Origin of the sequence: Moraxella sp. K1664 (genome assembly GCF_039693965.1) — a bacterium.
Taxonomy (GTDB): Bacteria; Pseudomonadota; Gammaproteobacteria; order Pseudomonadales; family Moraxellaceae; genus Moraxella.
In genome coordinates, this window is record NZ_CP155576.1 from 42,867 (window position 1) to 67,346 (window position 24,480).

28 protein-coding genes and 1 pseudogene are annotated in these 24,480 nt (G+C 43.8%); 6 read left to right on the forward strand and 23 right to left on the reverse strand.

The features are described from left to right. Positions 1 to 26: 26 nt before the first annotated feature. Positions 27 to 1,022 carry an adenosine kinase gene (locus AAHK14_RS00240; protein ID WP_194092489.1) on the forward strand — a complete coding sequence of 332 codons (996 nt, stop codon included), beginning with the start codon at positions 27 to 29 and terminating at the stop codon, positions 1,020 to 1,022. 146 nt (positions 1,023 to 1,168) lie between these two features. Here the strand turns inward: AAHK14_RS00240 and AAHK14_RS00245 are convergent, their stop codons facing one another. Both AAHK14_RS00245 and argC read right to left on the reverse strand, forming a co-directional pair. Next, a complete protein-coding gene (locus AAHK14_RS00245) occupies positions 1,169 to 1,381 on the reverse strand; it encodes a heavy-metal-associated domain-containing protein (protein ID WP_066888750.1) in 213 nt (70 codons plus the stop codon). Positions 1,382 to 1,486: 105 nt separating this feature from the next. Beyond that, a complete protein-coding gene (gene argC, locus AAHK14_RS00250; protein ID WP_066888937.1) occupies positions 1,487 to 2,569 on the reverse strand; it encodes an N-acetyl-gamma-glutamyl-phosphate reductase in 1,083 nt (360 codons plus the stop codon). A gap of 171 nt (positions 2,570 to 2,740) precedes the next feature. Here argC and AAHK14_RS00255 point away from each other — a divergent pair, with 171 nt between their 5' ends. Both AAHK14_RS00255 and AAHK14_RS00260 read left to right on the forward strand, forming a co-directional pair. Further along, on the forward strand, positions 2,741 to 3,571 hold the full coding sequence (locus tag AAHK14_RS00255; protein WP_067008346.1) for an RnfABCDGE type electron transport complex subunit B: 831 nt from the start codon (positions 2,741 to 2,743) through the stop codon (positions 3,569 to 3,571). A 16-nt stretch (positions 3,572 to 3,587) separates the two neighbouring features. Further along, complete coding sequence (locus AAHK14_RS00260) at positions 3,588 to 4,883, forward strand: DUF2868 domain-containing protein (protein ID WP_194092490.1); 1,296 nt, start codon at positions 3,588 to 3,590, stop codon at positions 4,881 to 4,883. A 25-nt stretch (positions 4,884 to 4,908) separates the two neighbouring features. Here AAHK14_RS00260 and AAHK14_RS00265 read toward each other — a convergent pair whose 3' ends face one another. The 7 genes and pseudogenes from AAHK14_RS00265 to AAHK14_RS00295 all read right to left on the reverse strand — a co-directional run bounded on the left by AAHK14_RS00265 (position 4,909) and on the right by AAHK14_RS00295 (position 9,104). Continuing rightward, positions 4,909 to 5,310, reverse strand: coding sequence for a 2-amino-4-hydroxy-6-hydroxymethyldihydropteridine diphosphokinase (locus tag AAHK14_RS00265; RefSeq protein WP_194092491.1), 402 nt, complete (start codon positions 5,308 to 5,310; stop codon positions 4,909 to 4,911). A gap of 13 nt (positions 5,311 to 5,323) precedes the next feature. Next, positions 5,324 to 5,683 carry a dihydroneopterin aldolase gene (gene folB / locus AAHK14_RS00270; protein WP_194092492.1) on the reverse strand — a complete coding sequence of 120 codons (360 nt, stop codon included), beginning with the start codon at positions 5,681 to 5,683 and terminating at the stop codon, positions 5,324 to 5,326. A 105-nt stretch (positions 5,684 to 5,788) separates the two neighbouring features. Further along, entirely contained in the window at positions 5,789 to 6,679 is an 891-nt protein-coding gene (rarD, locus tag AAHK14_RS00275) for an EamA family transporter RarD (RefSeq protein WP_194092493.1), read from the reverse strand. Between the two features lie 6 nt (positions 6,680 to 6,685). Then, positions 6,686 to 7,078, reverse strand: coding sequence for a type II toxin-antitoxin system VapC family toxin (locus tag AAHK14_RS00280; protein WP_194092494.1), 393 nt, complete (start codon positions 7,076 to 7,078; stop codon positions 6,686 to 6,688). Then, on the reverse strand, positions 7,075 to 7,341 hold the full coding sequence (locus AAHK14_RS00285) for a hypothetical protein (RefSeq protein ID WP_065255412.1): 267 nt from the start codon (positions 7,339 to 7,341) through the stop codon (positions 7,075 to 7,077). Before AAHK14_RS00285 ends, AAHK14_RS00280 begins: the two co-directional genes overlap by 4 nt. A gap of 3 nt (positions 7,342 to 7,344) precedes the next feature. Then, a pseudogene (aroA, locus tag AAHK14_RS00290) lies at positions 7,345 to 8,646 on the reverse strand (3-phosphoshikimate 1-carboxyvinyltransferase); the annotation flags it as partial. A gap of 89 nt (positions 8,647 to 8,735) precedes the next feature. Beyond that, a complete protein-coding gene (locus tag AAHK14_RS00295) occupies positions 8,736 to 9,104 on the reverse strand; it encodes a helix-turn-helix transcriptional regulator (RefSeq protein WP_065255530.1) in 369 nt (122 codons plus the stop codon). Between the two features lie 129 nt (positions 9,105 to 9,233). On the opposite strand from AAHK14_RS00295, the gene AAHK14_RS00300 reads away from it, so the two are divergent. After that, positions 9,234 to 10,043, forward strand: a complete 810-nt coding sequence (locus tag AAHK14_RS00300) for a hypothetical protein (RefSeq protein WP_156065016.1) — start codon at positions 9,234 to 9,236, stop codon at positions 10,041 to 10,043. A 372-nt stretch (positions 10,044 to 10,415) separates the two neighbouring features. On the opposite strand, the gene AAHK14_RS00305 is transcribed toward AAHK14_RS00300, so the two are convergent. Beyond that, positions 10,416 to 11,342 carry a prephenate dehydrogenase/arogenate dehydrogenase family protein gene (locus AAHK14_RS00305; RefSeq protein WP_194092496.1) on the reverse strand — a complete coding sequence of 309 codons (927 nt, stop codon included), beginning with the start codon at positions 11,340 to 11,342 and terminating at the stop codon, positions 10,416 to 10,418. Positions 11,343 to 11,512: 170 nt separating this feature from the next. After that, positions 11,513 to 12,625, reverse strand: coding sequence for a prephenate dehydratase (pheA, locus tag AAHK14_RS00310; RefSeq protein WP_065255416.1), 1,113 nt, complete (start codon positions 12,623 to 12,625; stop codon positions 11,513 to 11,515). Between the two features lie 250 nt (positions 12,626 to 12,875). On the opposite strand from pheA, the gene AAHK14_RS00315 reads away from it, so the two are divergent. Together AAHK14_RS00315 and AAHK14_RS00320 are read left to right on the forward strand one after the other, a co-directional pair. Further along, on the forward strand, positions 12,876 to 13,154 hold the full coding sequence (locus AAHK14_RS00315; protein WP_065255417.1) for an addiction module antidote protein: 279 nt from the start codon (positions 12,876 to 12,878) through the stop codon (positions 13,152 to 13,154). A gap of 8 nt (positions 13,155 to 13,162) precedes the next feature. Further along, on the forward strand, positions 13,163 to 13,339 hold the full coding sequence (locus tag AAHK14_RS00320) for a hypothetical protein (RefSeq protein ID WP_156065017.1): 177 nt from the start codon (positions 13,163 to 13,165) through the stop codon (positions 13,337 to 13,339). Positions 13,340 to 13,404: 65 nt separating this feature from the next. Here AAHK14_RS00320 and AAHK14_RS00325 read toward each other — a convergent pair whose 3' ends face one another. The 12 genes from AAHK14_RS00325 to pta all read right to left on the reverse strand — a co-directional run bounded on the left by AAHK14_RS00325 (position 13,405) and on the right by pta (position 24,399). Beyond that, the gene (locus AAHK14_RS00325) at positions 13,405 to 14,286 is read right to left on the reverse strand and encodes a DUF2272 domain-containing protein (RefSeq protein WP_194092497.1); all 882 of its coding nucleotides are present in this window, start codon (positions 14,284 to 14,286) and stop codon (positions 13,405 to 13,407) included. Between the two features lie 181 nt (positions 14,287 to 14,467). Continuing rightward, a complete protein-coding gene (locus AAHK14_RS00330) occupies positions 14,468 to 14,773 on the reverse strand; it encodes a hypothetical protein (RefSeq protein WP_194092498.1) in 306 nt (101 codons plus the stop codon). Then, positions 14,773 to 15,783: a DNA polymerase III subunit gene (locus AAHK14_RS00335; protein WP_194092499.1), complete on the reverse strand. Its 1,011-nt coding sequence runs from the start codon at positions 15,781 to 15,783 to the stop codon at positions 14,773 to 14,775. The genes AAHK14_RS00330 and AAHK14_RS00335 overlap by 1 nt, the downstream gene beginning before the upstream one ends. A gap of 1 nt (position 15,784) precedes the next feature. Further along, positions 15,785 to 16,561, reverse strand: a complete 777-nt coding sequence (gene kdsB / locus AAHK14_RS00340) for a 3-deoxy-manno-octulosonate cytidylyltransferase (RefSeq protein WP_065255531.1) — start codon at positions 16,559 to 16,561, stop codon at positions 15,785 to 15,787. 20 nt (positions 16,562 to 16,581) lie between these two features. Next, positions 16,582 to 17,292, reverse strand: a complete 711-nt coding sequence (locus tag AAHK14_RS00345) for a hypothetical protein (RefSeq protein ID WP_065255421.1) — start codon at positions 17,290 to 17,292, stop codon at positions 16,582 to 16,584. Further along, positions 17,289 to 18,317 (reverse strand): tetraacyldisaccharide 4'-kinase, encoded by a 1,029-nt coding sequence (gene lpxK, locus AAHK14_RS00350; protein WP_065255422.1) that lies wholly within the window; start codon positions 18,315 to 18,317, stop codon positions 17,289 to 17,291. The genes AAHK14_RS00345 and lpxK overlap by 4 nt, the downstream gene beginning before the upstream one ends. Further along, positions 18,314 to 20,092, reverse strand: coding sequence for a lipid A export permease/ATP-binding protein MsbA (gene msbA, locus AAHK14_RS00355; protein ID WP_065255532.1), 1,779 nt, complete (start codon positions 20,090 to 20,092; stop codon positions 18,314 to 18,316). The genes lpxK and msbA overlap by 4 nt, the downstream gene beginning before the upstream one ends. 69 nt (positions 20,093 to 20,161) lie before the next feature. Further along, positions 20,162 to 20,593, reverse strand: coding sequence for a biopolymer transporter ExbD (locus AAHK14_RS00360; protein ID WP_194092500.1), 432 nt, complete (start codon positions 20,591 to 20,593; stop codon positions 20,162 to 20,164). Positions 20,594 to 20,605: 12 nt separating this feature from the next. Next, positions 20,606 to 21,292, reverse strand: a complete 687-nt coding sequence (locus AAHK14_RS00365) for a MotA/TolQ/ExbB proton channel family protein (RefSeq protein WP_194092501.1) — start codon at positions 21,290 to 21,292, stop codon at positions 20,606 to 20,608. A 34-nt stretch (positions 21,293 to 21,326) separates the two neighbouring features. Then, the gene (locus AAHK14_RS00370) at positions 21,327 to 22,367 is read right to left on the reverse strand and encodes a ParB/RepB/Spo0J family partition protein (RefSeq protein ID WP_194092502.1); all 1,041 of its coding nucleotides are present in this window, start codon (positions 22,365 to 22,367) and stop codon (positions 21,327 to 21,329) included. A 131-nt stretch (positions 22,368 to 22,498) separates the two neighbouring features. Beyond that, positions 22,499 to 22,777, reverse strand: coding sequence for a PspC domain-containing protein (locus tag AAHK14_RS00375; protein ID WP_065255425.1), 279 nt, complete (start codon positions 22,775 to 22,777; stop codon positions 22,499 to 22,501). Between the two features lie 161 nt (positions 22,778 to 22,938). Beyond that, on the reverse strand, positions 22,939 to 24,399 hold the full coding sequence (gene pta / locus AAHK14_RS00380; RefSeq protein WP_194092503.1) for a phosphate acetyltransferase: 1,461 nt from the start codon (positions 24,397 to 24,399) through the stop codon (positions 22,939 to 22,941). Positions 24,400 to 24,480: the final 81 nt, after the last annotated feature.

The window sequence follows — 24,480 nt, forward strand, 5'->3', positions numbered from 1 at the left end:
TTCATTTTAAATTACAAGGAAAAACCATGTACCAACTTGTCGCCATTGGTAACGCTCTTGTTGATACCGAATTTAAGCTCTGTGATGAGATTTTAACCCAAACAGGATTAACCAAAAGCAATATGACCCTTGCTGACACGGATGAACAAACCGCCTTATTTGACATGTTAAACACGCATGGACTTACCCCCACCAAACAAGCAGGAGGTGGTTCAGCAGGCAATACGGTGGCATGCTTTTCAGCACTGGGTGGCACGTCCTTTTACTGCTGCCGAGTAGGGCATGACAAACGTGGTGCATTTTATTTGTCTGACATGCAAAATATGGGCGTGGCGATAGATGCTGGCAGAGCCGAAGTGGTGGGGGCAACAGGCACCTGTGTGGTATTGGTTACAGACGATGGTGAACGTACCATGCAGACCAATTTGGGGGTAAGTGGTGAAATTGACCAAAGCAATGTGGATTTTGATGTTTTAAGCAAAGCAAAATATCTGTATCTAGAAGGTTATCTTGCCATGTCGCCATCGGTACAAAGTGCCATTACCCAATTGTGTCAAGTCGCCAAAACGCAAGGGGTGAAAATCGTGGTAAGCTTTGCTGACCCTGCGGTGATTCGCTTTGCCAAAGACGGTATATTATCATGGCTGACAGATGGTGTGGATGTGATTTTTTGTAACATGGATGAAGCCAAACTCTTTGCTGGCACAGACGATAACACCCAAGCGGTGCATGCCTTACTCGCTCACGCTGCTTTGGTTGTCATCACAGATGGGGCAAATCCCACCACTGTGGCGGACAAAGATGGTATTTATATGTATGATGTTGCCCCTGCCAACGTGATAGACACCAATGGGGCAGGCGATAACTTTGCAGGGGCGTTTTTATATGCCCTATCAGAAGGGGCGGATTATAAGAGATGTATCGCACTGGCAGGGGGTGTGGCAAGCCATGTGGTAAGCCAGTTTGGGGCAAGACTGCCCAAAGCGGAGTATGATTTGATTAAACAGACGGTTTTGACATAAGACAGTTTTGACATAAGACAGTTTTGACATAAAACAGTTTTGACATAAAAAGACAGATGGTAATACATTTGCCAACATAAAAATAAAAGGTCAATCCCTAGGATTAGCCTTTTATTTTATTCGTTTACAATTAAAGTTCCTATCTATTAAGTTGTGCTAAACCCTGCTCCCTCAACCGCACCGATAAGTTCAATCTTATCTACCTGAGTGTCATCATACTCAATGACCGCTTGCTTTAATGGTAAATTAACCTCTACGCTTTGCACCCCTGCGATGTCATTAATGGCGTTATGCACACTTTGCACACAGCCATCACAGGTCATGCCAAAAACTTTTAGGGTTAAAGTTTCAACTGCCATAATACGCTCCTTTGGTAAGTGATTTGATAAATGATTTGGTAAGTGAAATTGACCAAAATGACAAATAAAAGTGATGTGATTTATGTTGGGGTTTGTGGATATTTTTCAAGGCACTACCGCACAACCCCCAAAATCCACGCCCAATCCGCATCTTTCATCAAATCCACATAAGATGTTCATATTTTGTATCGCCTGCCCAGATGCCCCCTTGACCAGATTATCTTGGACAACCAGTACAGTCAAGACCTCATCATCTTGATGAACGGCGATTTTTAGGCGGTTGGATGCTCGCACAGAACGGGTGTCAGGCAACAAGCCTTTGGTAAGTACGTCCACAAAATACTCATGCTCATATGCTTTTTCAAAAATTTCCTGCCAATTTAACACCTTACCATCATCGGTTAAGGTCAGATGAATACTGCTAAACATACCTCGAATCATCGGCACAAGATGGGGAACAAAACGCACCTTTTGAGTAAATTTTGATTTTAAAAACACATGTATGCCTTGATTTATCTCAGGGCTGTGGCGATGAGAGGCCACGCCATAGGCAGAAAAATTCTCCGACAATTCACCATACAACAAATTCACCTTGGCATGACGCCCCGCTCCTGACACCCCTGATTTGGCATCAATGATGATATTGGGCAAAATCAAGGGTTTATCAGCACCATTTTGGGCGTCTATCACAGGCTTTAAGCCTAAAATGGCGGTGGTAGGATAACAACCTGGATTGGCAATAACCTGAGCGGATTTGATTTGCTTGCGGTGAATTTCAGGCAAGCCATATACCGCCTTTGTCAGCACATCAGGGCAGGTGTGTTCTAGCGCATACCATGCACCAAACTCACCCAAATCTTGTAAGCGAAAATCTGCCCCCAAATCAATGACCTTAACCCCTTGTGCAATAAGGCGTGGCGTATGATTCATAGCAACCCCATGTGGTGTGGCAAAAAAAACAACATCACACACCTTGCCAATTTCATCCATGACATCATCCGTCATATCACTGTATACAATATCACATACCCCATGTAGGTTTGGGAAGATTTCACTCACCTTACGCCCCTTTTCACTGCGAGAGGTTAGATGGCTAATACTGACATAAGGATGACAAGATAACAGGCGAATTAACTCAACACCTGTATAACCTGTACCGCCAATGATGGCAACATGAATCTTTGACATGAACTCTCCTAAATATATAAATAAGATAAACGAGTTTGACACGCCCTTTGGATTATAAAAAATTTTTATCATTTTGGCAAATAAAATCAGCTGTCCCATCATGTCATCACAATATTGACACAACCTTGCCAAAACTTGTTATAATATCCCTTTTATTCACAGCCTGCCGCCATGAATGACCGCTTATGTTGCCTGCCAATTTTATTCAACTCCTTAGACCTTGACCGCCTTAATCCCACTCAAAAAATCACCGTTCAACAAATAGATGAACAACTGCCCCAAACTCAGTGCGGTCTGTGTGGATATCCAGATGGCTGTTTGCCTTATGCTTATGGCGTGGCGGTAGATGGCAAACCCCATAATTTATGCGTACCAGGCGGTCAAGCTGTTACAGACAGCATTCATATGGTGCTTGCAAAACATGGCGACATACGCCCCACTCTGCCTGCAACTACCAGTAAATGGCCAACCGACCCTACCACTGACCGCCCTACCGAAGTAAGAGCCGTCATCGATGAGAACGATTGCATTGGTTGCACCAAATGTATCCCCGCCTGCCCTGTGGATGCTATTATTGGTACAGCCAAACACATGCACACCATCATCACCGACCTATGTACAGGGTGTGAGTTGTGTTTAGCTCCCTGCCCTGTGGACTGCATTCGTTTGGAAGTACACCCACGCACCATCACAATAAGTGAACGAATACACGAACAGACTCATCTACGCAGTCGCTATCACCGCCATCTTGACCGTGTCGCCCAAAGTATCGCCGACGGTACCAAACCTGTGGTCAGCTCCGTTGAATCTGTCATGGCAAACGTCATCAGCGAACAGACAAGCACACCCATGGATAAAATCGCCGCCAAAAACGCCATTGAACTTGCCAAAATTCGTACTCAAATCAAAAAGCTCACCAAACAACTTAGCGTAAAAAACAGCCCCACCATCCAAGAAGAACTTGACAGCTTAACAAATAAGTTGCGACAATTAGAGCAATAATCCTGCGAGATGTGCCATGTCATTAGAAAACATTCACCCAGAAAATCTGAGTAACATCAATACGCTAGACCCTATCATGCACAAAAAACTTGATTTGATAAGACGCTTGGAGAATTTAGGTTTTATTTTTGCCATAAACCCCAAAGTCGCCACAGAGCAGGCTTGTTCATCAGATGGCACACCCACCGACAAGCTCATCTATCGTGCCAGTCTTATGGATGGTCAAGGCAAGCTACAAAGTGCCTTGCACAAAGGTGATTTTTGGATTAAGGGTGCAGGCAGGTTATATGCTGGCATCTCGTTCGTGGTTGGGTTTATTGGGGTGTTTGGACTGCTTAGCACACATGTAATCAATTTTTTCTATGTCCTGCTAGGATTGCTCGGCTGGCATACACTTACGCTTGTTTTGTGGCTTATCGGATTAAACAGCCCTAGCCGTCATTTTGGCATTTATGATGTGATGAACTGGTTTCGCCCCAAATCTGTCATAGACAGCGAAGCCTTTGATATTTATCAAGAAGAGTTTCAACAAAACCCCACATGGCAAATCGGTAAAATCATCCACAGAGCTTGGCTCTTTGGTTTGACAGGTAGCTTACTTGCTCTGCTTATGCTGTTTTTGTTTAAAAGTTATGCCTTTGTATGGGAATCCACATTGTTATCGCAACACCATTTTGCCATGATTTTAAAGGGATTGGGATTTGTGCCGGGTTTGCTTGGCTTTGAATTACCAAATAAAATGGGTCTGCCTTATGGTGACATACCTCCTGCTCGCCTTGCCATGCTCATGATATTATCGGTGGTGGTCTATGGCATGATACCACGCTTGTGTGCTTATCTGTTGTGCCATATCAATGCTCGTGAACGTTTTAGTATTGACCTTAATTTATATTATTACCAAAATCTACTTCGCACTTTTAACCAAAGCATTGTGGATAAAGACGACTACACCCCACGCACACCAAAACCGAGTAAAACCGCCCCCAGCACTCACAAAAAAATCGTAGCAACCCTAGAATGGGCAAGCGATGATGAGCTATGGCACGGACTGAGTGATGATGTCAAAAACTTAGGGGCGGTTGACACCAAAGAAGACGTGCTGTATCTCACCCAAATCGCCAGCACCTTACACGCCCAAATCCTGCTCGGCGTGGACTGCCGCATCCTGCCTGATAGGGGCGTACTTAGGAAAGTGGATTTGATTCGCCAAAATAGCGATTATGGGGTAATCGTCAAATTCTTACACAGTGGCGGTTATGTCAATGAATGGCGAGACGCATTAAATGAGCGAAATGTTGAACAGATAAATTGATAAATTGGTTTTATTTGTAAATTAATTAATCAGTTAATAAAAACGGGGCAATTTCAATCAGTCCCGTTTTTTCATGATTTTTAAAGGGTAATCTTTTTTTAATAATAAACCATTTATCATTTTCATAATACGCCAAAACATCCAAATCCATAGGCACTTTTTTAAAACTATTATTATGCTCTCGTCCGCATTGTATTTCTATGTTTTTTAACACATCATTAAACTCATCATAATTCATCGGCTTGTATAACTTTATCATCATCACGGCATTATGATAGATAAGCTCTGTTTTGCCTGTAAAATCTTTACCAATAATCACAGATGACAAATCCACATCACCCCATGACTTTAATTCATCAAGAGCGATTTTAAAACTCATCTCGCTATCATGATTACTGCCTAAGGCGATGATATATTGGTGTATCATTTTTATTTACGATTTATGCAGATTTATGACGAATGATTTTTACGCCCACGCTGTCGGCTTGTTTTATGGCGTTGGGCTTATGAATGGTGAGCGTTATGGTTTGGCAAGGATAATGGGCAAGCAAGTATGTGCAAATCTCTTCGGCAAGTTTCTCTAATAACTTCGCCTGTATTTCATGGCATAGCCGTTCTATGTCTTCGCACACCGTTTTATAATTTATGGCATGTGCCACGTCATCAGTTTGGCTTGCTTTGGTCATGTCGCACACCATTTCACAATCTATCACCAGTGATTGCTTAATAGCTCGCTCCCAATCATAGACACCGATAAGGGTGTTAATCTTTAAACCTTGAATAAAAACAATGTCGTTCATTATTTGTCTCATTTATAAAATGGGTAGGGAAATTATATTTACAAATATTAACTATTAACATAGGGCGAATTGCAATTCGCCCCTACAATTCCAAATTATATCAAATCAATGTTTTCTATGTTTCACCATATCCACACTAAACATGATAAGCCCAAGCCAAATTAACCCAAATATCATTAGGCGTTTTAAATCAATCGGTTCATGATAATAAAACACCGCAATCATAAAGACAATACTTGGCGTTAAATAACCCAAAAAGGATAAGGTATTAAAACTCACAAGTTTGGTTGATTGGTTGTATAATAAAAGCGGAATGAGTGTGATTGGACCTGCCAAAGCAAGTAGCCAAATATCATAAGATACCCAAAATGCCAAAGTTGAACTTGCCACATCGGCACTGACAAGCCACATCAAGCACAAAGGCAATAATAAAGCCGTCTCAATAAATAAGCCGTCAATGGCATTAAAAGGCGTTTGGCGTTGCAATACCCCATAAAAGGCAAAGGACAACGCCAAAATCAAACTCACCCACGGCACACCACCAAACAGCACCACCTGAATGCCAACGGCAAGCACGGCAAGGGCGACGGCGATTTTTTGCAAAAGTCTCAGGCGTTCTTTAAAGATGACAAGCGACAGCCCCACGCCCATTAGGGGATTGATAAAATAGCCAAGGCTTGCTTCAAGCACCCTATCATTTGCCACCGCCCACACATAGGTCAGCCAATTTGTGCCAATCAAGAGAGCTGATACAAAAGTCAAGCCAAGCCATTTGGGGTTTTGGCGAATTTGGGTAAGCCAAGCCGTCCGTTTGCCAATGATGATGACAAGGCTTAACACCACAAACGTCCACACCACCCGATGAACGATGACTTCAACGGCATGATAACCGTCCAACAGCTTAAAATAAAAGGGAAAATTACCCCACATCAAAAACGCCAAAAGAGCCGTCATTAGCCCTTTTGGGGTGGTGGTTATGGTTGGTTTATTGCTCATTTTTTATCAATCATTTGTTAAAAATTTTAAGCCTTGATATTGAATGATTTTGTCATCATTGGTAATCAAGCACAAATCATCAATCATTGATTGAGCAATTAGCATTCTATCAAAAGGGTCTTTATGAATGATTGGTAAATTCTCCAAAATTTTGGTGTATTTGTGGTCAATACCCAATTCCAAAAACCCATTTTCAAGCAATCTTTGATATAATTTTACAGTATCAAATTTAAAACCGTCTTTTTTCAAATTGGTTTTTAAGGCAATTTCCCATAAATTAACCGTGCTAAAATAAATGATATTTTCGGTATTTTCCAATATATTTTTGACTTTATTGGATAATTTATGCGGTTCTTTGGCAAGCCAAATGACAATATGAGTATCTAATAAATAATTCATTCAATATTCTCATCAAAACTTTCTTCAAACATTGCCATAATCTCATCATCGCCCCAATGAATATCATCAGGCACAACCCCTTCGCCAATCATAAATCCCAATTGACGTTTTTTGGGCATGGGCTTGGCGATATTGGGCAAAAACTGCCCAATTTCCTTGCCTGATTGCTTAACCGATATGGTCTCGCCCTTTAATAAGGCGTTTTGCACCGCTTGCCAATCAATAAATTGACCGCTAGTAGAACCCAAATCAATGCTTAACATGGCTTACTCCACCACTTCCACATTCAACCCTGCCTTATTGACCAATTCGGCAAATTTTGGAAAGCTGGTATTGACCGTCTCTGTGCCATTGATGACGATTGTATCAGACGCACGCAGGCTTGCCACCGTAAAGCTCATCGCAATTCTATGGTCATGATGAGAGTCAATCTCGCCCCCACCAAACACAAATTCCGCTCCGCCCTTACCGACAATCTCAATGCCGTCATCTAGCACCGTGCAGTCAATACCAAGCGTGGCAAGACCGTCCGCCATGACTTGAATGCGGTCAGATTCTTTGACTCTAAGCTCTTCTGCCCCACGCAAAATCGTCTTGCCTGTGGCACACGCACTTGCCACAAACAGCACTGGAAATTCATCAATGGCAAGCGGTACAAGGTGTAGCGGTATCTCAATGCCGTGTAGCTCGCTTGCCTTGACGCAAATATCCGCCACAGGCTCACCGCCCACCACCGCCTCATTGGTCAGGCGAATGTCCGCCCCCATAAGTTTTAGAATGTCAATCACGCCCGTGCGAGTTGGGTTAATCCCCACCTTTGGCAGTACCACATCGCCATGCCCCGCAATCGCTGCCGCCACCATAAAAAACGCCGAACTTGAAATATCCGCAGGCACTTCAATATCACACGCCACAAGCTCGCCACCGCCTTTGATGCGAATCTCATTGCCCTTATCCAGCTTTTTGACAGCGACATCATAACCAAACGCCCTAAGCATTCGCTCGGTGTGGTCTCGGGTAATCTCAGGCTCGGTTACGACCGTCTCGCCATTTGCCCATAGCCCTGCCAAAAGCAGGCAGGATTTGACCTGAGCGGACGCCATAGGCATATCATAGGTGATAGCATTTAGGGTCTGATTGCCTGTGATTGTGATTGGCGGTGTGCCACGCTCGCCTGTGGTTGTCACGACCGCCCCCATTTCACGCAGGGGCTTTGCCACTCGCTCCATGGGGCGTTTGGATAAACTTCTATCCCCTATCATGGTGCTGTCAAATTTTTGGGCGGACAAAATCCCTGATAATAGTCGCATACTCGTGCCAGAGTTACCCATATCAAGCTCTTTTTGTGGGGCGGTCAAGCCGTGCATTCCCACGCCATGAATGGTAACTTTGTCGCCGTCTCGGTGAATCTCAACGCCCATATCGGCAAAGGCTTGCAAGGTAGATAATGCGTCTTCGCCTTCCAAAAAATTGGTGACACGGGTTACGCCATTTGCTAAACTGCCAAACATAATAGAGCGGTGCGAAATGGATTTGTCAGAGGCAACCGAATGCGTGCCAGTAAAGGTGTTGCTTGGGGTGATTTGGTATTTCATTGCTCATTCCTAAGGTAAAAAGAAAGTTTTGTAGGTAAGGTGCGTATTACGCACCGTTTAAATCATTCAGTTTTATCCAAAAGTCTTCTTAATAGTTCAATTTCTTTATCTTTTTGGATAAGTAATTCATCTTTATAAGAAAGGGCTAATTTTAGTTTCTCAATTTCAGAAACCAAACTTTGGTCGCTATTATAATAATTATTACTATAATTTTCACTGATTTGGCAAATAAAGTTTTTATTGTCCAATAATTCAGTAACTTGCACACCAAATAAAGTTGCTATGTCGTTTAACCGCTCCAAATTCGGCATACTCTCACCCCTTTCTATCTTGGCGTAACCATTCCTAGTAATGCCTAATTTGTCCGCCATTTGCTCTTGCGTCCAGTTGTTTTGCTCTCGTAGCTCACGAATGGTGTCAGTATCAATCATAAAAATACCCATATTTTTCAAAAAAAGACCACTCGCAGTTAGCAAATGATAAGTGCAGGTTGGTTTAAAAATAAAATAAATTATTGTAACATATGATATTAGAAATTCAAAATTTTTTGGGAGTTTTTTGTGGAAATTATTGTAATGTTGGGGCTATTTGCATTTTTTGCCTTTGCTGTTATTGGTACATTTAGGGGTATTTCTAATAATGTAGGCATTTCGCATACCAACAACCAAGATACCGCAAATGCAATTAACATTATGCAAGAAAATCACAAAAACATTATCGGTCAGTTTCCTTACGGAGAACTTAAATCCGCTTGGCAAGATATTATTGCATTGGAAAGTGCTTATTTTGTTTTGGTTATCTTTATATTTTATATGCGACTTAGATTTCAAGATGATACAAGCAAAATACAACCAACCGTTGATGAAATTGTTGAAAAATGGGGTCAATTTATCCTAAAATTATCAAAACTTCCAAATACCGCTCAAAACCTAAATTATGTCAAAAAAGGTTTTCAAGAAAGGCAAACGATATACATACCTTTGGTTAAAACATACTCCAATCAAATTGTGTCCAATCCTGCTTTATTTTTGCATAATTCCAATGTTATTATCAAAGAAAATTATGAACTTTATGAAAAGTTTATAGAATTTGCCTTAGAAAATTATGAGCATATTGCATCTAATGAAAATTCTACAATGCATTTTCATAAAAATCCTAGCGATAATCATAATTTTGCTCAAATTTATGATAGTTTTTATAATGAAACCAGATTTACCGCTCAAAACAAACACGATTATTATCAAGAATTAAGAAAAAATGGCGAAAGCACTAATTATGATATTAAGATTGATGAAAGAACAAGATTTATTTCTGAATTTGCTCTAAAAATTTCATCTGACGGGCGTAAATTTTATTCCCCATATCAATAAGGATTTTATCAATGTCAAACAATCGTAAAAAATTTCCAATTTGGATACCTATCACATCCTTAGTATTAGCAATTATTTTAAACCCAAACGCAGTACAAATGCTCAGTCGTGGAATGATTTCGTCTGGAATGGTAGAGATTTTTGGAGCATTTTTATTATATTGCTTTTTACTGTATATCGGAAATTCTATATTTAATTCAAGAAAAAAGTGAGTATATTTATGGACATTATGGCAATCATCAAACTTATTGTGATATTTATTTTTGCCAGTATTGGTGCAAATTATGTAAAAAATAAGTTTAAAAAATAATTTTGTTTTGTTTGTTACGCACCATTTTTTATATTTGGTGCGTAATACGCATCTTACACACTCTACTTATCACTCTTTAACTTCTCTTTTTCAATCAATAACCGCCCAAAATGCTCTCTGGCGTTTTTGGCAATTTCAAAGGTTTTTAATAAATTCTCCGAATTGTCATTTTCAATATCGGTTTTTAATTGGTTTAAAATCGCCTGATAGTCATCAAGCCCTTGCAATACCGCCTGTTTATTTGCCAAAAAAATGTCATGCCACATAATCGGACTGCTTGCCGAAATACGGCTAAAATCCCGAAATCCGCCCGCCGCATAGCGAAAAATCTCCAAATTATCATCATCTTTGGCGAGCTGATAAGTCAAGGCATAGGACAATAAATGGGGCAAATGACTGGTTAGGCTTAGGATTTCATCGTGCTTTTGTGGGGTCATGAGACTCACAACCGCTCCGATATTTTGCCATAAGTCTATGATTTTATTGGTATAAATATCGTCCGCTTGATTGGGGCAGATGATAAGGGCGTGATTGACAAACAAATCCGCCTTACGAGACAGCACCCCAGACCGCTCCGCCCCTGCAATGGGGTGAGCAGGGACAAAATTTAGGTCAATGCCCGTTTCATCTTGGGCAGTGTTGCAAGCGGTGATGACGTTCATTTTGGTGCTACACACGTCGCTTACGATACAGTCGTCCGCCAACAGTCCGCTTTTTTTGGCATGAGCAAGCGTACGAAAAATCGGCAACACCGCTTGCACAGGCACACAAATCACGACCAAATCGCACCCTTGTAGCACGTCCGTGAGCGTGGATGAGCCGTGTGAGATAAGCCCAATCTCTTGGGCGGTGCGTAGGGTGTCGGCATTGTCATCACACGCCACAACCTCATGAGTGAGCTTTTTGTCAAGCATGGCGGTTGCAAGGCTTGCACCGATAAGCCCAAGTCCAATAATGGCGGTTTTGTTAAATGGGGCGTTTTTTTGCATAAATTTATCAATCATCTACTTTTTACCCCATTGTCATTTTGATTAAAAAATGATTATGGGTATTTATTAGGTTAAGTTAAAACAAATCTTATGCAGACTTTTGAAACTCAACCGACAATTTTTATTATATGAAAATCACCCTAAAACAGGGTAATTTTATCATCATGATTTTACAAAACCGCCTTAGGATATGACCCCAATACTCGCACGTCTTTGGCGATTTTGGCAATGTCATCAATGGCATTTTTGACGTTGTCGTCAGCGATATGCCCTGTCATGTCAATAAAGAACACGTACGCCCATTTGTTCGGACGCTCGGGGCGGGTCTCAATGCTCGTCATGGATACGCCGTGTTTTTTTAGGGGTTCTAGTAGCTCAATCAACGCCCCTGCACGGTCTGGACTTGACACAACTATGGACGTTTTGTCTTGACCGCTTGGGGCGACCGCTTCATGCCCGATGATAAGAAAACGAGTGGTGTTGTTGGGGTTGTCCTCAATATTTTCGTACAATTTGTGCAAGCCGTATTCTGCTACCGCCACATCGCCTGCAATGGCTGCCGAATGCCATTCGTTTTGTAGGCGTTTTGCCGCCTCGCCATTGCTTGACACCGCCACACGCTCCACGTTGGGGAAATTGACATCAAGCCAATGACGGCACTGGGCTAGCGACTGCTGGTGCGAATAAATGCGACTTAGGCTGTCCACTTTGGTGTGTTCTGCCACCAAAAAGTTGTGATGAATGGGCAACTCCACCTCGCCGATGATTTTCAGGCTTGACCCCAAAAATGCGTCCAACGTATGATTGACCACGCCCTCGGACGAGTTCTCCACAGGCACTACGCCATACATGGCAGAGCCTGCCTCCACTTCACGAAACACATCGGTAATCGTGGCAAGCGGTACAGTTGTCGCTGCCTTGCCAAAATGTTTTAGGGCAGCGGCGTGGGTAAATGTGCCAACAGGCCCCAAAAAAGCGACCTTTTGCGGGGCTTCTAGCTCCAAACACACCGACATAATCTCCCGAAACAGGCGTGCCATTTTCTCGCCCGATAGGGGGCCTGTGTTACGAGCCATGACCGCTTTTAGCACTTGGGCTTCACGTTCGGGGCGATAAAAAATGGGGTGGTCTTCATGGTTCTTTTTGGCAATGGCGACCTGTTGGGCGATGCCTGCTCGCTCGTTGATAAGTCGTTGAATTTGTTCATCAATACTGTCAATCTTGCCACGCAAATCGGTAATTTGGTTGGTATCTAGGTTGGTTTTGGGGGTTTGTTTGCTCATGTCTGCCCTTTTTTTGTGTGCTAAAAATAGGTTAATGATACATGAATATTGGGGGTTTGGGCAAATGTTTTTTGGGGTTTGGGGGCGATTTTGTAGGGATTGGTTGGGGAAATGGGTGTTTATGGTGTTAGTTTATGATAGTTTTAAATGGATTTGTAAGAACAAATGACATTTGCCTTGTGTTATAATATTGCGATTGGGCGTTGTGTTCGCCCTACCAATTCACCCAAGTATTTTGCACAGACCAATGATGAAAACCAGTAAATTTAACGCATTTGATTATTTTGAAAGTGATGATGAGATTTTGGATTATTTAAGTGATTGCTTTAATGATGATGACCCACAATTATTTGTTACCGCCTTATCGCATTTGATAGAGAAAAAAGGCGTTGCAGAAGTTGCCAAATTAACAGGGCTAAATCGTGAAAGCCTATACAAAACCGTGAAAGGGCAAACACAACCAACATGGGCGACTGTGCATAAAATCATACACGCTTTAAAAATCCAATCCAACTTTGCTTATGCTTAATTTAAACGATGACAAATAATAAATGTGCACCCCAAAAATTGATATGGCAAATAGGTAAAGCTGATAGCAAAAACCTTATAGCATTATTAGAAAATGACAGAAAACCCAATGATGAATTAACCGCTTTATTGGCATTAAGTAAACCGATTAAAGATAATACGGATAATACACCCAAAGAAATTTAAAAATGATACGGTTGGGCGAATGTCATTTACCCCTACACGTCCAAATTTTAAAATGGTTATTTGATTTACTCCTGTAACACCAACGCCACCACCCAATTTTGCCGATTAAAATTACACGCTGTTTCATGATTGGGATTGCATTCTGTCTCGCTTGGGGCTGGCAATATCACTTTGCCGTCATTATCCATTGGCATTTTGCGTAACATGACGGTATGCAGCACATTACCGCCGATAAGCCACATTTCTTGATTTTCCTTATCGGTCTTGACCACAATATCACAATGAGCAGGCAAGCCACGCCCTCCCTCCGCCAAATATTCGTCCAAATCCTGATAACTGCCAATCAGCTCACGCCCATAACTTCGCACATAGCACAGCATATCGCCCTGTTTTAGGGGGTTTGCCAAAGGGTCTGCCGTGCGATAATCGCCCACGCCCTGCCAAGATGTGGCGATATAATCAAAATGGCGTGGCGACACATAAAAATCCACACCCGCCTGTCTCATCACATACGACACAAAGCCTGCCGACCATGCCACGTCGCTGGCAAAGGCTCGGCAAATGTTGGTACTGGCGTTCTCGCCCCTGTCCGCCTTGTCGCAACGCTCATAAGGCAACGCCCTATCAAGCCGTGCCAACGCCCCACTATCACGCCAATACGCCACCACACGCTCCCACGCTCGTGAGCCGTCCGTCAGGCGTGCGTTTTCTGACTCATAATGGCTGTATTTGGCGATTTGTCCGTTTGTGGTGATAAACGGCTCGCCCCATGCCTTGTGTTCACGCAGGGCGATGTGGGCGATACGTTCGGCTTTTGGGGTGTGTGAGGCGAATGTGGGCGTGGGCGATTGCCACAAATGACCTTGCGGATTACCCTGTGGGGCGTGCGTACTTACACAAGCAGATAGGGCTAAGGCGGTACAGAGTAGGGGTAGAAGTTTTGGCATGGGATTTCATTTTTTAAAAGGAAATTTATTTTATCATTAAAATGGAATTTTAAAAAGTAAGACAAATATGTTCTTATAAAAAAGTTGATATCTTTTATAAACTTTATAAAAATAATATATCACTTAAACAATTTTTATTAAAAAAACATCTTAATCATACCAATTTTTAATATTAAATAATTTACCGACAATCAAAACTTGTCAATAATCCTTCAAAGCCGATATGCTCATGTAAAATTTTTATAAATTCATCTTCATCAATCAATCCTTCTTTATTATCATCAAAATCATATCCATAAATTTTCTTGATGATATCATAATGCTCTGGTTTTAGGTATTTTTTATGGCTTTTTGGAGCATGTTTATTTCCTTTAAATGATAATAAATGATAATATCTATTTAAATAACCTTTTGCAAAGTAAAAAACACAGTTTTGGTATTGACCATATTTGGACTTGTAATGTCGCAAGAAACCAAAATCAAACATCACAACGCCACCAAGCGACAAAACAGCTCATCATACGCCATTTTGTCCTGCACGTTTTGCCCGACTGCGACCGCCATGTCATCAAGGCTTGCTAAAAAATTCTCCACCTTATCAAGACTCAGATTGTCCGCCCCATTTATCAGCCCTGCCACGTCCATATCCGTATGAATACTATCAAGCCCAAGCCCCACACGCACCACGTCCATCAGCATAAGCCGTGTCAAAACCACAAAATCAGCAAAATTCATCACGCCCTGCCAATAGTCGCTTGCACTCACCGCCGACCGCTCGCCATGCCTTAGGGTAAGCCATGTTTTGAGCCATAAGGTGCGTTTGTCAAACCATACCGACTTTGGCAAATCCACCGCCTTTAACACCGCCCCGTCCGTGAGTGTCAAAGCAAGTTTGGCAAGGCTCTCATCGCCCAACTGCCCACCCACATAAGCCAACGCCACATCATGAGCAACAGCCCCAAGCGGTAGGGCTTGCACACGGCTTTTTATGGTAGGCATGAGCTTGGCAGGGTTGTCGCTGATGAGTATCAAATGCACGCCTGCCCGTGGCTCTTCTAAGGTTTTTAGCAGGGCATTGCTCGCCCCAATCGTGAGCGTCTCGGCATTATCCAGCACGATAAGCCGAACGCCATGCCCTTTGACGTGGCTATACTCCTGCAAGGCTCGCACATCATCAATCTTAATGGACGAGCGTTCGCTCTCATCGGACGTAGGCAGGCTCTCAGACGGTAACACCATGACATCGGGGTGCGTCCCCGCCATGAGCCAATGACAGCTATCGCACGCCCCACACGCCCCCTGCTCGCTCTTATTTTGGCACAGTAGCCACGCCACCAATCGCCACACAAATTCACGCTTGCCAATACCTGCCATGCCACACGCCAACAGTCCATGCGGTAATTTACCGTCATAAAACTGAGCAACCACCTGCTCCCACGCCTGTGCTTGCCAAGGCAATAACGGGGCAAAATAAGGTAACTGTTCTTGCTCGCTCATATCAGAACTTCAAAAACTCATCAATCGGCATGGCATTTAGCCTATCCAAATCGTCCTTGGTGTCCACCCCAAGCGGTAAGGCGACTTTGGCGATGTCTATGGCGATTTTTTGCCCATTTTCTAAAATACGAAGCTGTTCTAGACTCTCCAAGCGTTCAAGCACGCCCTGCTCCCATGTGCCAAATTCTTTTAATAATTTAACCCGATAGGCATACAACCCCAAATGGCGATAGGCGTTTTTTGGGGCGTTGCCAAGCTCGCCTGCCAAATGAGCGTCCCTGTCATACGGTATGGGGCTACGGCTAAAATACAAGGCATTTTGGCGAGCGTGGACGACTTTTACCACCGAATTTTTATAAAAATCATCATAATTATCAATGACTTCACATAATGTCGCCATAACACAGTCAGGATTTTCCACCAAAAGATTTTTGGCTTGTTCTAGTAGCACAGGCGGTACAAGCGGTTCATCGCCTTGCATATTGATGACAATGTCATCGTCCGCCAAGCCCAAAATCCGTGCCACTTCCCCCAATCTGTCCGTGCCTGACGCATGCTCACCCGTCATTACCACAGGCACGCCCGCCTGCTCACACACCGCAAAAATCCGCTCATCGTCCGTTGCCACGCACACGCTGTCGGCAAAGGTTGCTTGCAAAGCCTTTTGGGCCGTCCATAAAATCATGGGCTTGCCATGCAAATCCAGCAAAGGCTTGGCAGGTAGACGAGTGGATTTGTAGCGGGCGGGGATAATGATATGGGTTTTGGGTGCGGTCATGGGCTTTTCTCGTTTAAAGATTAACATAATAACAAATTATCTAACTTGTTTTGAAATAAATCAATCAATGCTTTGGCATGGTTGTTGTATTTATCTTGATATGAAAAATGCACATGACCAAAATAAGATACTTTAATCACACCACCGATAGATTTGATTTCATAAATGACATGACTGTCATCAATTTCATATAATTTTTGAACAGGTAATTTTTGCTCAATGAAAGTTAAAATAGATGATTTTAATTTTAAAAATTTCTCAAAGTCTATCTGAATAAATTCATCTTTTCTATCATAAAAACTTTGAAAAATCATTAAAGGAAATTTAAAATTTTTAATATCATTGTCTAAAATGTCCGATAAATGATGAAACACCAATGGCAATCCACCACTTCTTAATAATACAACAAATGGTATGGCTGGATTTTTGGTAATAAACACCACATCGCCATCAATATTATGAGCAATCTTACAGCCATTTAAAACATCTTGAACATCAATATTTTGCCATTCCCAATAATCAAGCATATCTGCAAAATTGTTTTTCAAATAATCGGTATCATACTCATCAAATATCAAAAAATCATTAAAGAAACCACCAAATCCAAATGTATTTAAAAAATCATAATAACTGCTCGGTAAATCAAATCCAATTTGTGTTTTAATGTCCAGTATTTGATGATGAGTGAATGGCTTTAAATCGCCAATGATATGAATGTCTTTTGTTTTCATAATTTATCAATACCCAATTCATTAAGCACCCTATCCATTTCCCCATAAACACTTTCTGATAACACCGCTTGCACAGGTAACACCCAAACATTATCAAAAATTGTATGGTTATGCTGTTTGGCAAGTTCACGCAATTTAACCGCGTCTTTGCTTGTGGTTATGATGGGTAAATCCTTTAAATCCATCAAATCATCAAGCACAAATTCGTGATGGTCGCCAAAGGGCTTTTCCATCACATCAAACCCAAGTTCGGTCAAGGTCTTAAAAAAACGGGCAGGATAACCAATACCACTGACGGCATACACCTTTTGTGGTGCAAGTATATGATTTTTATCAGATTTATCATGAAAAAGCGGAATGATTTTACTGGGAGCAAGGTGCATTAGTAAGGCACTATCATCATAGCGTTCAGTTCGGCTATCGTGATAAATCACAGTCGCCCCATTTAGGCGGTCAAGCGGTTCCCGCAAAAAGCCCTGTGGGAATAATTTGCCGTTACCGAACCCACGCACGCCGTCCACCACTATCCACTCCACATCTCGGTGCAGGGCATAGTGTTGCAGTCCATCATCGCTGATGATGAGTTGTAGAGTTGGATTATTTTTTATAAGTAAATCAATGACTTGACCACGATTTGCCCCCACCGCCATTGGCACGTTTGTGCTTTGGACGATAAGGCACGGCTCATCGCCCACGTCTTTGGGGGTGCTATCGGCAAAAACCATTGCAGGGCTACTGTCTGCCCGTCCATAGCCACGACTTATCACGCCCACGTTTATGCCTTTGTCTTGTAAATATTTAACAAGGGCGATGATAAGCGGGGTTTTGCCACTACCGCCCACCGTGATATTACCGATAATCATCACAGGAATGGGGGCGTAGTATTTGGCAAGTTTATCGTTATCATACAAGGACTTACGCACACGCCCCACCACCCCATACAGGGCAGACAAGGGGGCGAGTGTGGTTAGCATGGGGGAGTTGTCTTGCCATGCTTTGGTAATGAGTAGTTCTAGGTTTTTCATGGGGTGGTCGGCTCGCTTTGCTCATCAAAAGTACGCTCGTACATGGTACGATACATACCGCCTTTGGCAAATAGCTCGTCATGCGTACCCATTTCTACGATTTGCCCTTTATCCATGACGATGATACGGTCGGCGTTTTGGATGGTGGATAAGCGATGAGCGATGACAAGCGTGGTACGCCCTTGCATGACGGTTTCTAACGCCTTTTGGATATAGTATTCGCTTTCGTTATCTAGGGCGGATGTGGCCTCGTCCAATATCAAAATCGGTGCGTCTTTTAACAATGCTCGTGCGATAGACAGCCGTTGGCGTTGCCCGCCCGATAACTGCAAACCGTCCGACCCGATAAAGCTGTCATAGCCGTCTGGCAACGCCATGATAAAATCATGAGCATAAGCCGATTTGCTTGCCTTGATGATGTCATCACGGGATTTGACGGATAACGCCCCATAAGCGATGTTGTGAGCGACCGTATCCAAAAACAGCGTAACCTGCTGATTGACCATGGCAATCTGTTCACGCAGTGATGATAATTTAATCTCATCAATGGGCGTGCCGTCTATCAGTATCCGCCCCGATGTTGGCGTAAGTGAGCGAGTAAGCAAGTTTACAAGAGTCGTCTTACCCGAACCTGACCGCCCCACTACCGCCACCGTCTCGCCTGCCTTAATGTCAAGGTTAAAGCCCTTTATCGCTTGCACGCCACCATCATAGGTCAAGCTCACATCATCAAAACGGATATTACCATGAATGACAGGGGTTAGCGTGCCGGTATCACGCTCCTCGGGCGTGTCTAACAGTTTAAACACAGACGCACCCCCTGCCAAGCCCCGTTGCAGTTTTTGATTGACATCGGTCAAGGCTTTGACAGGACGGGCAAGCAGTCCTGCGGCGATAAGAAAGGAGGCAAACTGCCCTGCCGTCATGCCCCCAAGCACTTCGGGGCGCAGAGACAACCACACCACAAAGCACATACCTGTTGCCATGAGTAGCTGAATGAGCGGTGAGTTGATGGCGGCAAGCACAGTGATTTTCATGCCTTTTTGTAGGTTATCCAGACTTGCTTTGTTAAATCTATCAGCTTCATACACCTGACCGCCATAGTTTTTGACGACCTGATAGCCCGCTACTGCTTCATTGGTGATATGACTGACCGCACTCATAGACTCTTGGATGCCTGTCGATAGTGTGGCGAATTTTTTGGAAACTTTTTTGATAATCCAAAAAATCGGTGGTACGACTATCATCAAAACAAGCGTAAGTCGCCAGTTGCTATAAAACAGATAACCAAACAACGCAATGACCGTCAAACCCTCTTTTAATAGCGTGGTAATCGCCTCGTTACTGCCTGCGGTAACTTGCTCCACGTCAAAGATAAGTTTGGATGAAATGGTGCCGGCAGGGTTTTTTAGATAAAAATCGGACGGCAGGCGTAACAGCTTTTCAAACACCGCCACACGCAAATGATAGACAAGGTTACGAGAGATATACGCCGAATAATATCCCCCCAAAAACGCCCCAACCCCCCGAAAGAAAAACAGAGCAATTACCAAAAACGGAAACCAAAATTTGCCTTTTTCATCATCGTTGTTAATGGCATCAATAATAAACTCAAAGAGCTTGGCACTGGCAACCTCAGAGCCTGCACTTAGCACCATGCCAATCGCCATAAAAATCGCCGCCCACCAGTAGGGTTTTAGGTAGGACATCAGACGCAAAAAGACCGCCAATTTGTCATTGGGGTCAAAGTTGGTTTGGGGGGTAGGTTTTGACATGATTTTTTAAAGAAAAGTTTTTTGGCATTTTAACATAAAATACCACATCACACCGCATAAATCGTGCGATTACTTGCTACCGCTTTGTGGTGCTGGCACAACGGTGCTGATGTTTAGGTTTAAAAAGCCCATTTTGCCCGCCACATCCATGACACGCACCACCGCTTGGTGTGACGCTTCGGCATCGGCAGCGATGACGAACAGTTGTTTGCGGTCAGTACCCGCTTCTTTTTGGAGCATGTTAATCAGCTCAGCTTCGGTACTAGACCCCAAGGCAAGTCCATTAACCAAATAAGTGCCGTCTTTTTGTACCGCCACTTCTATCTGTTTGCCTTCATTGGTCACTGCCACACCTTTGGCTTCGGGCAGGACGATATTAATGCGACTAAAATGGTTAAAGGTCGTCGCCATCAGCAAAAATACAATCAAAAAGAGCAAGCAATCAATCATGGGGGTTAGATTGATTTCCAAAGGCTCAACGGTCGGTTTACGAAATCTCATGGCGATACTCGGCTATGACTGCTCTTGGTGTTGAGAATGGGCGACAGACTCGCTGGCTTGGCTTGGCTCTTTTTGCGAACCATCTTTCATCAGCCCATAGTCATACATCTCTTGGATGAGTAGCCCTGCTTCACTCTCGAATTTGGCATTAATATCCACAATGCGTCTTTGAAAATAACGATACGCCATCAAGGCAGGAATGGCAACAAACATACCCCCTGCGGTGGTAATCAACGCCTGAGAGACACCACCTGCGAGCATGGCAGGGTCTTGCATAGAACCGTCTGTCACCGCCAAAAATGAGATAATAATACCGAGTACCGTCCCCAACAGACCCAAAAGCGGTGCAATCGCCCCAATCGTGCCGAGCATGTTAATGTTCTTCTCTAATGTATGAATCTGTACACTGGCACGGTTTTGCATGTGCATGGTCATACTGTCTAGCCCATACTGGCGATACAAAAGTCCCGTTGCCAAAATATCACCCAATGGCGACTCGCCTTTGATGGCAAGCAGGGTGTTTTTATTGATGTCGCCTTTGGTGCGTAACTGGCTAATCAGCTGTTCTCTAAGTCCGCTCGGGGCAAGCAAACCCATGCGTAACACTTTGCCACGCTCGATGATGATGACCAGTGCCACGATAGAACACACGATGATTGGCAACATCAGCCAACCGCCTGCTTTAACAAGCTCCCACATAATTTACACCGTTACTACAATTATTAGTTAAACATCAAGACTTTGCCACGCCAAGCTGTGCCATCAGCCCGCTTAGCTCATCATGGCTATGAAAAAATATCTCCACACTGCCCTTGCCGTCTTTGCCTTGTTTTAGCTTGACCGTCGCCCCCAATGCGTCCGAGAGCTGTTGATTTAGAGCGATGACTTCACGACTATTGACCGAGACTGCCTTTGGCTCAGGGTGCAAGATAGACTTGACCAGTTTTTCTGCTTCACGCACCGTCATGTCCGCATGAATGATTTTTTTGGCGATGATGGGCTGTTGGTCTTTAGACAAAGACAGCAAAGTGCGGGCATGACCCATGTCAAGCAGATTATCCATCATAAACGCCTTGACTTCATCATGCAACGCATTCAGGCGTAGCAGGTTGGACACGGTCGTGCGTGCCTTACCCACGACATCGGCAATCATCGCATGACTCATGCCAAACTCGGTATGAAACCGCTCCAACGCCGCCGCCTGCTCTAACACCGTCAAGTCTTCACGCTGAATGTTCTCAATGAGTGCCAAGGCAATCGCCACCTCATCAGACAGCACACGCTCAATGGCAGGAATAGTGGTAAGCCCTGCCAGTTTGGCAGCTCGCCAACGTCGCTCACCTGCGATAATCTCATGGGTAATGCCATCCGCCTTACTCTCGCCATCCAACAAAGGGCGGATAACGATGGGTTGCATGACCCCGTGCTGACGTACTGACTCGGCAAGCTCCTGCAAGGCTTCTTCTTTAATGTCTCGTCTGGGCTGATATTTACCTGATTGCAATCTGACAGGGTCGATTTGAATGAGCGTGACCTGCTCACCATCTTGGGCAGGCTCAGACTGGGCGGTCTTGGCAGATTTACTGGTTACTTGGGCGGTGCTTTTGTCGGCATTGGCTTTTATGCCAGTTTTTTTGGGACTGGCTGACTTGGGGGCAGGGGCAGATTCCGCTGTCGGCATGATGGCTTCTGCGGTCAAATCTCTTTCTCGTTTAATATTACCCATCAAGGCTTCTAAGCCACGTTTCGTGCCAAGCCCACGCTTTTTTGTCATGCCCATTTACACCAGTGTTACAGAAAATAGCAGGGTATTTTACCACAAATAACATCTCATGTTAAATGCTAAGTGTGCTTTTTGTCGTAAAAATACCCAAAGTTGTCTTTGGGTAAGGGATAAATTCAAAATTAATACGACTTATGAATACAAGACTCACCGCTCGCTTCGGGCATGATAAGCCACATGATAAGATAAAACAAAATCCCACCAAACAATGTAATGGTTGCTGTCAGTGGAATGGACAACACAAACAGCCACCGCAGTACCGCAGGCGACCACCCCATGTATTCGGCAATCCCGCCGAACACCCCTGCCATCAGACGATGACGTTTTGAACGGTGTAGGCGGATGAGTTTGGGCTTGGTGCGTGTAAGTCTGGCATGGTTAGGGCTGACATGATGAGTCATGGGCTATCTTTTCCTTTTAAAATTTATATTAAAACAATTTAAACATAACACTTTTTTAATAATACTTTTTTGGGTAAATACAATACCCTTTTGCAAAACTTTACATTGATAAAATAAAAGAGCGGAAAAAACCGCCCTTTTATCATTGATTATAGACAAATTTACACCGCTTGAATCGCTGTCAAGGCAATGGTATAAACAATGTCATCCACCAAACAGCCACGAGACAAATCATTAACAGGCTTGTTAAGACCTTGTAGCATAGGCCCTACACTAATCACGCCTGCGGTACGTTGCACGGCTTTATAAGTGGTGTTGCCAGTGTTCAAATCGGGGAAAATAAACACGTTGGCTTCGCCTGCCACCGCTGAATTTGGGGCTTTTTGTTTGCCTACGCTTGGCACAGAGGCTGCGTCAAATTGTAAGGGTCCGTCCACTTTTAGCTCAGGGGCTTTTTCACGGACAATCTCTAACGCACCTTTGACCGTATCCACGTCAGGGCCTGAGCCTGAGTTCATGGTAGAGTAGCTAATCAAGGCAACTTTGGGGTCAATACCAAACGCTTTGGCAGACTCTGCCGACTGAATGGCAATCTCAGCAAGTTGTTCTGCTGTTGGGTTTGGGTTCACCGCACAGTCGCCATAGACGACCACTTGCTCGGGCAGTAGCATAAAGAACACGCTAGATACTAGGCTATACTCTGGGGCGGTTTTGATAAGCTGGAACGCTGGGCGAATGGTGTCAGCCGTGGTGTGTACGGCACCTGAAACCAAACCATCCACATCACCCACTTGTAACATCATCGTGCCTAGATATACGGTGTCTTGTAGAGCCTCTCTCGCCCCTGCTTCATCAAGTTTGCCCTTACGGCGTTCTACCATGGGGGCGACATATTTTTCGCTGACGGTCGATGGCTCGATGATTTCAATGTCATCAGGCAAGGTAACACCACGCTCATCTGCCACCGCACGAATCTTGGCAGGGTCGCCCAAAAGCACACACTGGGCGATACGACGATTTTGGCAAATTACCGCCGCTTCAATGGTGCGTGGCTCATCACCCTCTGGCAATACAATGCGTTTTTTGGCATTTTGGGCAAGACGAACCACTTGATTGCGAAAGGCATAAGGTGATAGCTTTTGGGTGCGTTCGGACGTTTTGTAATTGTCAAATGCACCGCCATCAATCTCAGATAAATGACCACCTTTGTCAGTACGTGCTACCACTTGCACCTTACCTGACAGCTCTGCTGTGCCAATGATACCCCAAATACGTTCACCTTTGATACCGCCAAATACAGATGCAAATACAGGCAGGCGTATGTCATTATCGCCCACCAAAATCACGTCCGCATCAAAACCTGTTCCCAACTCACGGTTCACACGGTTGGCATACGGACGGCTCTCATCAGCAAGCACGCCCACCACCACGCTGATAGGGTCGGACTGCTTGGCGATGACGGTTTCTAGTAGGTCATCAAGGTTGTTGTCGCTAATGGCACTCACCAACTCATCATGGCTTGGAATGGCGACAATCTCGCCACCGACTAGGTTTGCGACATTTTGAACCACAGTTTCCATGTTGATTTGGCTGGTGGTGGGGATAAGTAATAATGTTTTCATAAGTTACCTTTATCGATATCAATGTATTAGTAAGATTTTTAATTTAGCATCATCAATCATAATATTTGTAGGAGTAAAATA

Coding starts and splice junctions, on each gene's coding strand:
- AAHK14_RS00240 (WP_194092489.1), top strand. CDS start 27: ATGTACCAACTTGTCGCCATTGGTAACGCTCTTGTTGATACCGAATTT.
- AAHK14_RS00245 (WP_066888750.1), bottom strand. CDS start 1,381: ATGGCAGTTGAAACTTTAACCCTAAAAGTTTTTGGCATGACCTGTGAT.
- argC (WP_066888937.1), bottom strand. CDS start 2,569: ATGTCAAAGATTCATGTTGCCATCATTGGCGGTACAGGTTATACAGGT.
- AAHK14_RS00255 (WP_067008346.1), top strand. CDS start 2,741: ATGAATGACCGCTTATGTTGCCTGCCAATTTTATTCAACTCCTTAGAC.
- AAHK14_RS00260 (WP_194092490.1), top strand. CDS start 3,588: ATGTCATTAGAAAACATTCACCCAGAAAATCTGAGTAACATCAATACG.
- AAHK14_RS00265 (WP_194092491.1), bottom strand. CDS start 5,310: ATGATACACCAATATATCATCGCCTTAGGCAGTAATCATGATAGCGAG.
- folB (WP_194092492.1), bottom strand. CDS start 5,683: ATGAACGACATTGTTTTTATTCAAGGTTTAAAGATTAACACCCTTATC.
- rarD (WP_194092493.1), bottom strand. CDS start 6,679: ATGAGCAATAAACCAACCATAACCACCACCCCAAAAGGGCTAATGACG.
- AAHK14_RS00280 (WP_194092494.1), bottom strand. CDS start 7,078: ATGAATTATTTATTAGATACTCATATTGTCATTTGGCTTGCCAAAGAA.
- AAHK14_RS00285 (WP_065255412.1), bottom strand. CDS start 7,341: ATGTTAAGCATTGATTTGGGTTCTACTAGCGGTCAATTTATTGATTGG.
- AAHK14_RS00295 (WP_065255530.1), bottom strand. CDS start 9,104: ATGATTGATACTGACACCATTCGTGAGCTACGAGAGCAAAACAACTGG.
- AAHK14_RS00305 (WP_194092496.1), bottom strand. CDS start 11,342: ATGCAAAAAAACGCCCCATTTAACAAAACCGCCATTATTGGACTTGGG.
- pheA (WP_065255416.1), bottom strand. CDS start 12,625: ATGAGCAAACAAACCCCCAAAACCAACCTAGATACCAACCAAATTACC.
- AAHK14_RS00315 (WP_065255417.1), top strand. CDS start 12,876: ATGAAAACCAGTAAATTTAACGCATTTGATTATTTTGAAAGTGATGAT.
- AAHK14_RS00320 (WP_156065017.1), top strand. CDS start 13,163: ATGACAAATAATAAATGTGCACCCCAAAAATTGATATGGCAAATAGGT.
- AAHK14_RS00325 (WP_194092497.1), bottom strand. CDS start 14,286: ATGCCAAAACTTCTACCCCTACTCTGTACCGCCTTAGCCCTATCTGCT.
- AAHK14_RS00330 (WP_194092498.1), bottom strand. CDS start 14,773: ATGTTTGATTTTGGTTTCTTGCGACATTACAAGTCCAAATATGGTCAA.
- AAHK14_RS00335 (WP_194092499.1), bottom strand. CDS start 15,783: ATGAGCGAGCAAGAACAGTTACCTTATTTTGCCCCGTTATTGCCTTGG.
- kdsB (WP_065255531.1), bottom strand. CDS start 16,561: ATGACCGCACCCAAAACCCATATCATTATCCCCGCCCGCTACAAATCC.
- AAHK14_RS00345 (WP_065255421.1), bottom strand. CDS start 17,292: ATGAAAACAAAAGACATTCATATCATTGGCGATTTAAAGCCATTCACT.
- lpxK (WP_065255422.1), bottom strand. CDS start 18,317: ATGAAAAACCTAGAACTACTCATTACCAAAGCATGGCAAGACAACTCC.
- msbA (WP_065255532.1), bottom strand. CDS start 20,092: ATGTCAAAACCTACCCCCCAAACCAACTTTGACCCCAATGACAAATTG.
- AAHK14_RS00360 (WP_194092500.1), bottom strand. CDS start 20,593: ATGAGATTTCGTAAACCGACCGTTGAGCCTTTGGAAATCAATCTAACC.
- AAHK14_RS00365 (WP_194092501.1), bottom strand. CDS start 21,292: ATGTGGGAGCTTGTTAAAGCAGGCGGTTGGCTGATGTTGCCAATCATC.
- AAHK14_RS00370 (WP_194092502.1), bottom strand. CDS start 22,367: ATGACAAAAAAGCGTGGGCTTGGCACGAAACGTGGCTTAGAAGCCTTG.
- AAHK14_RS00375 (WP_065255425.1), bottom strand. CDS start 22,777: ATGACTCATCATGTCAGCCCTAACCATGCCAGACTTACACGCACCAAG.
- pta (WP_194092503.1), bottom strand. CDS start 24,399: ATGAAAACATTATTACTTATCCCCACCACCAGCCAAATCAACATGGAA.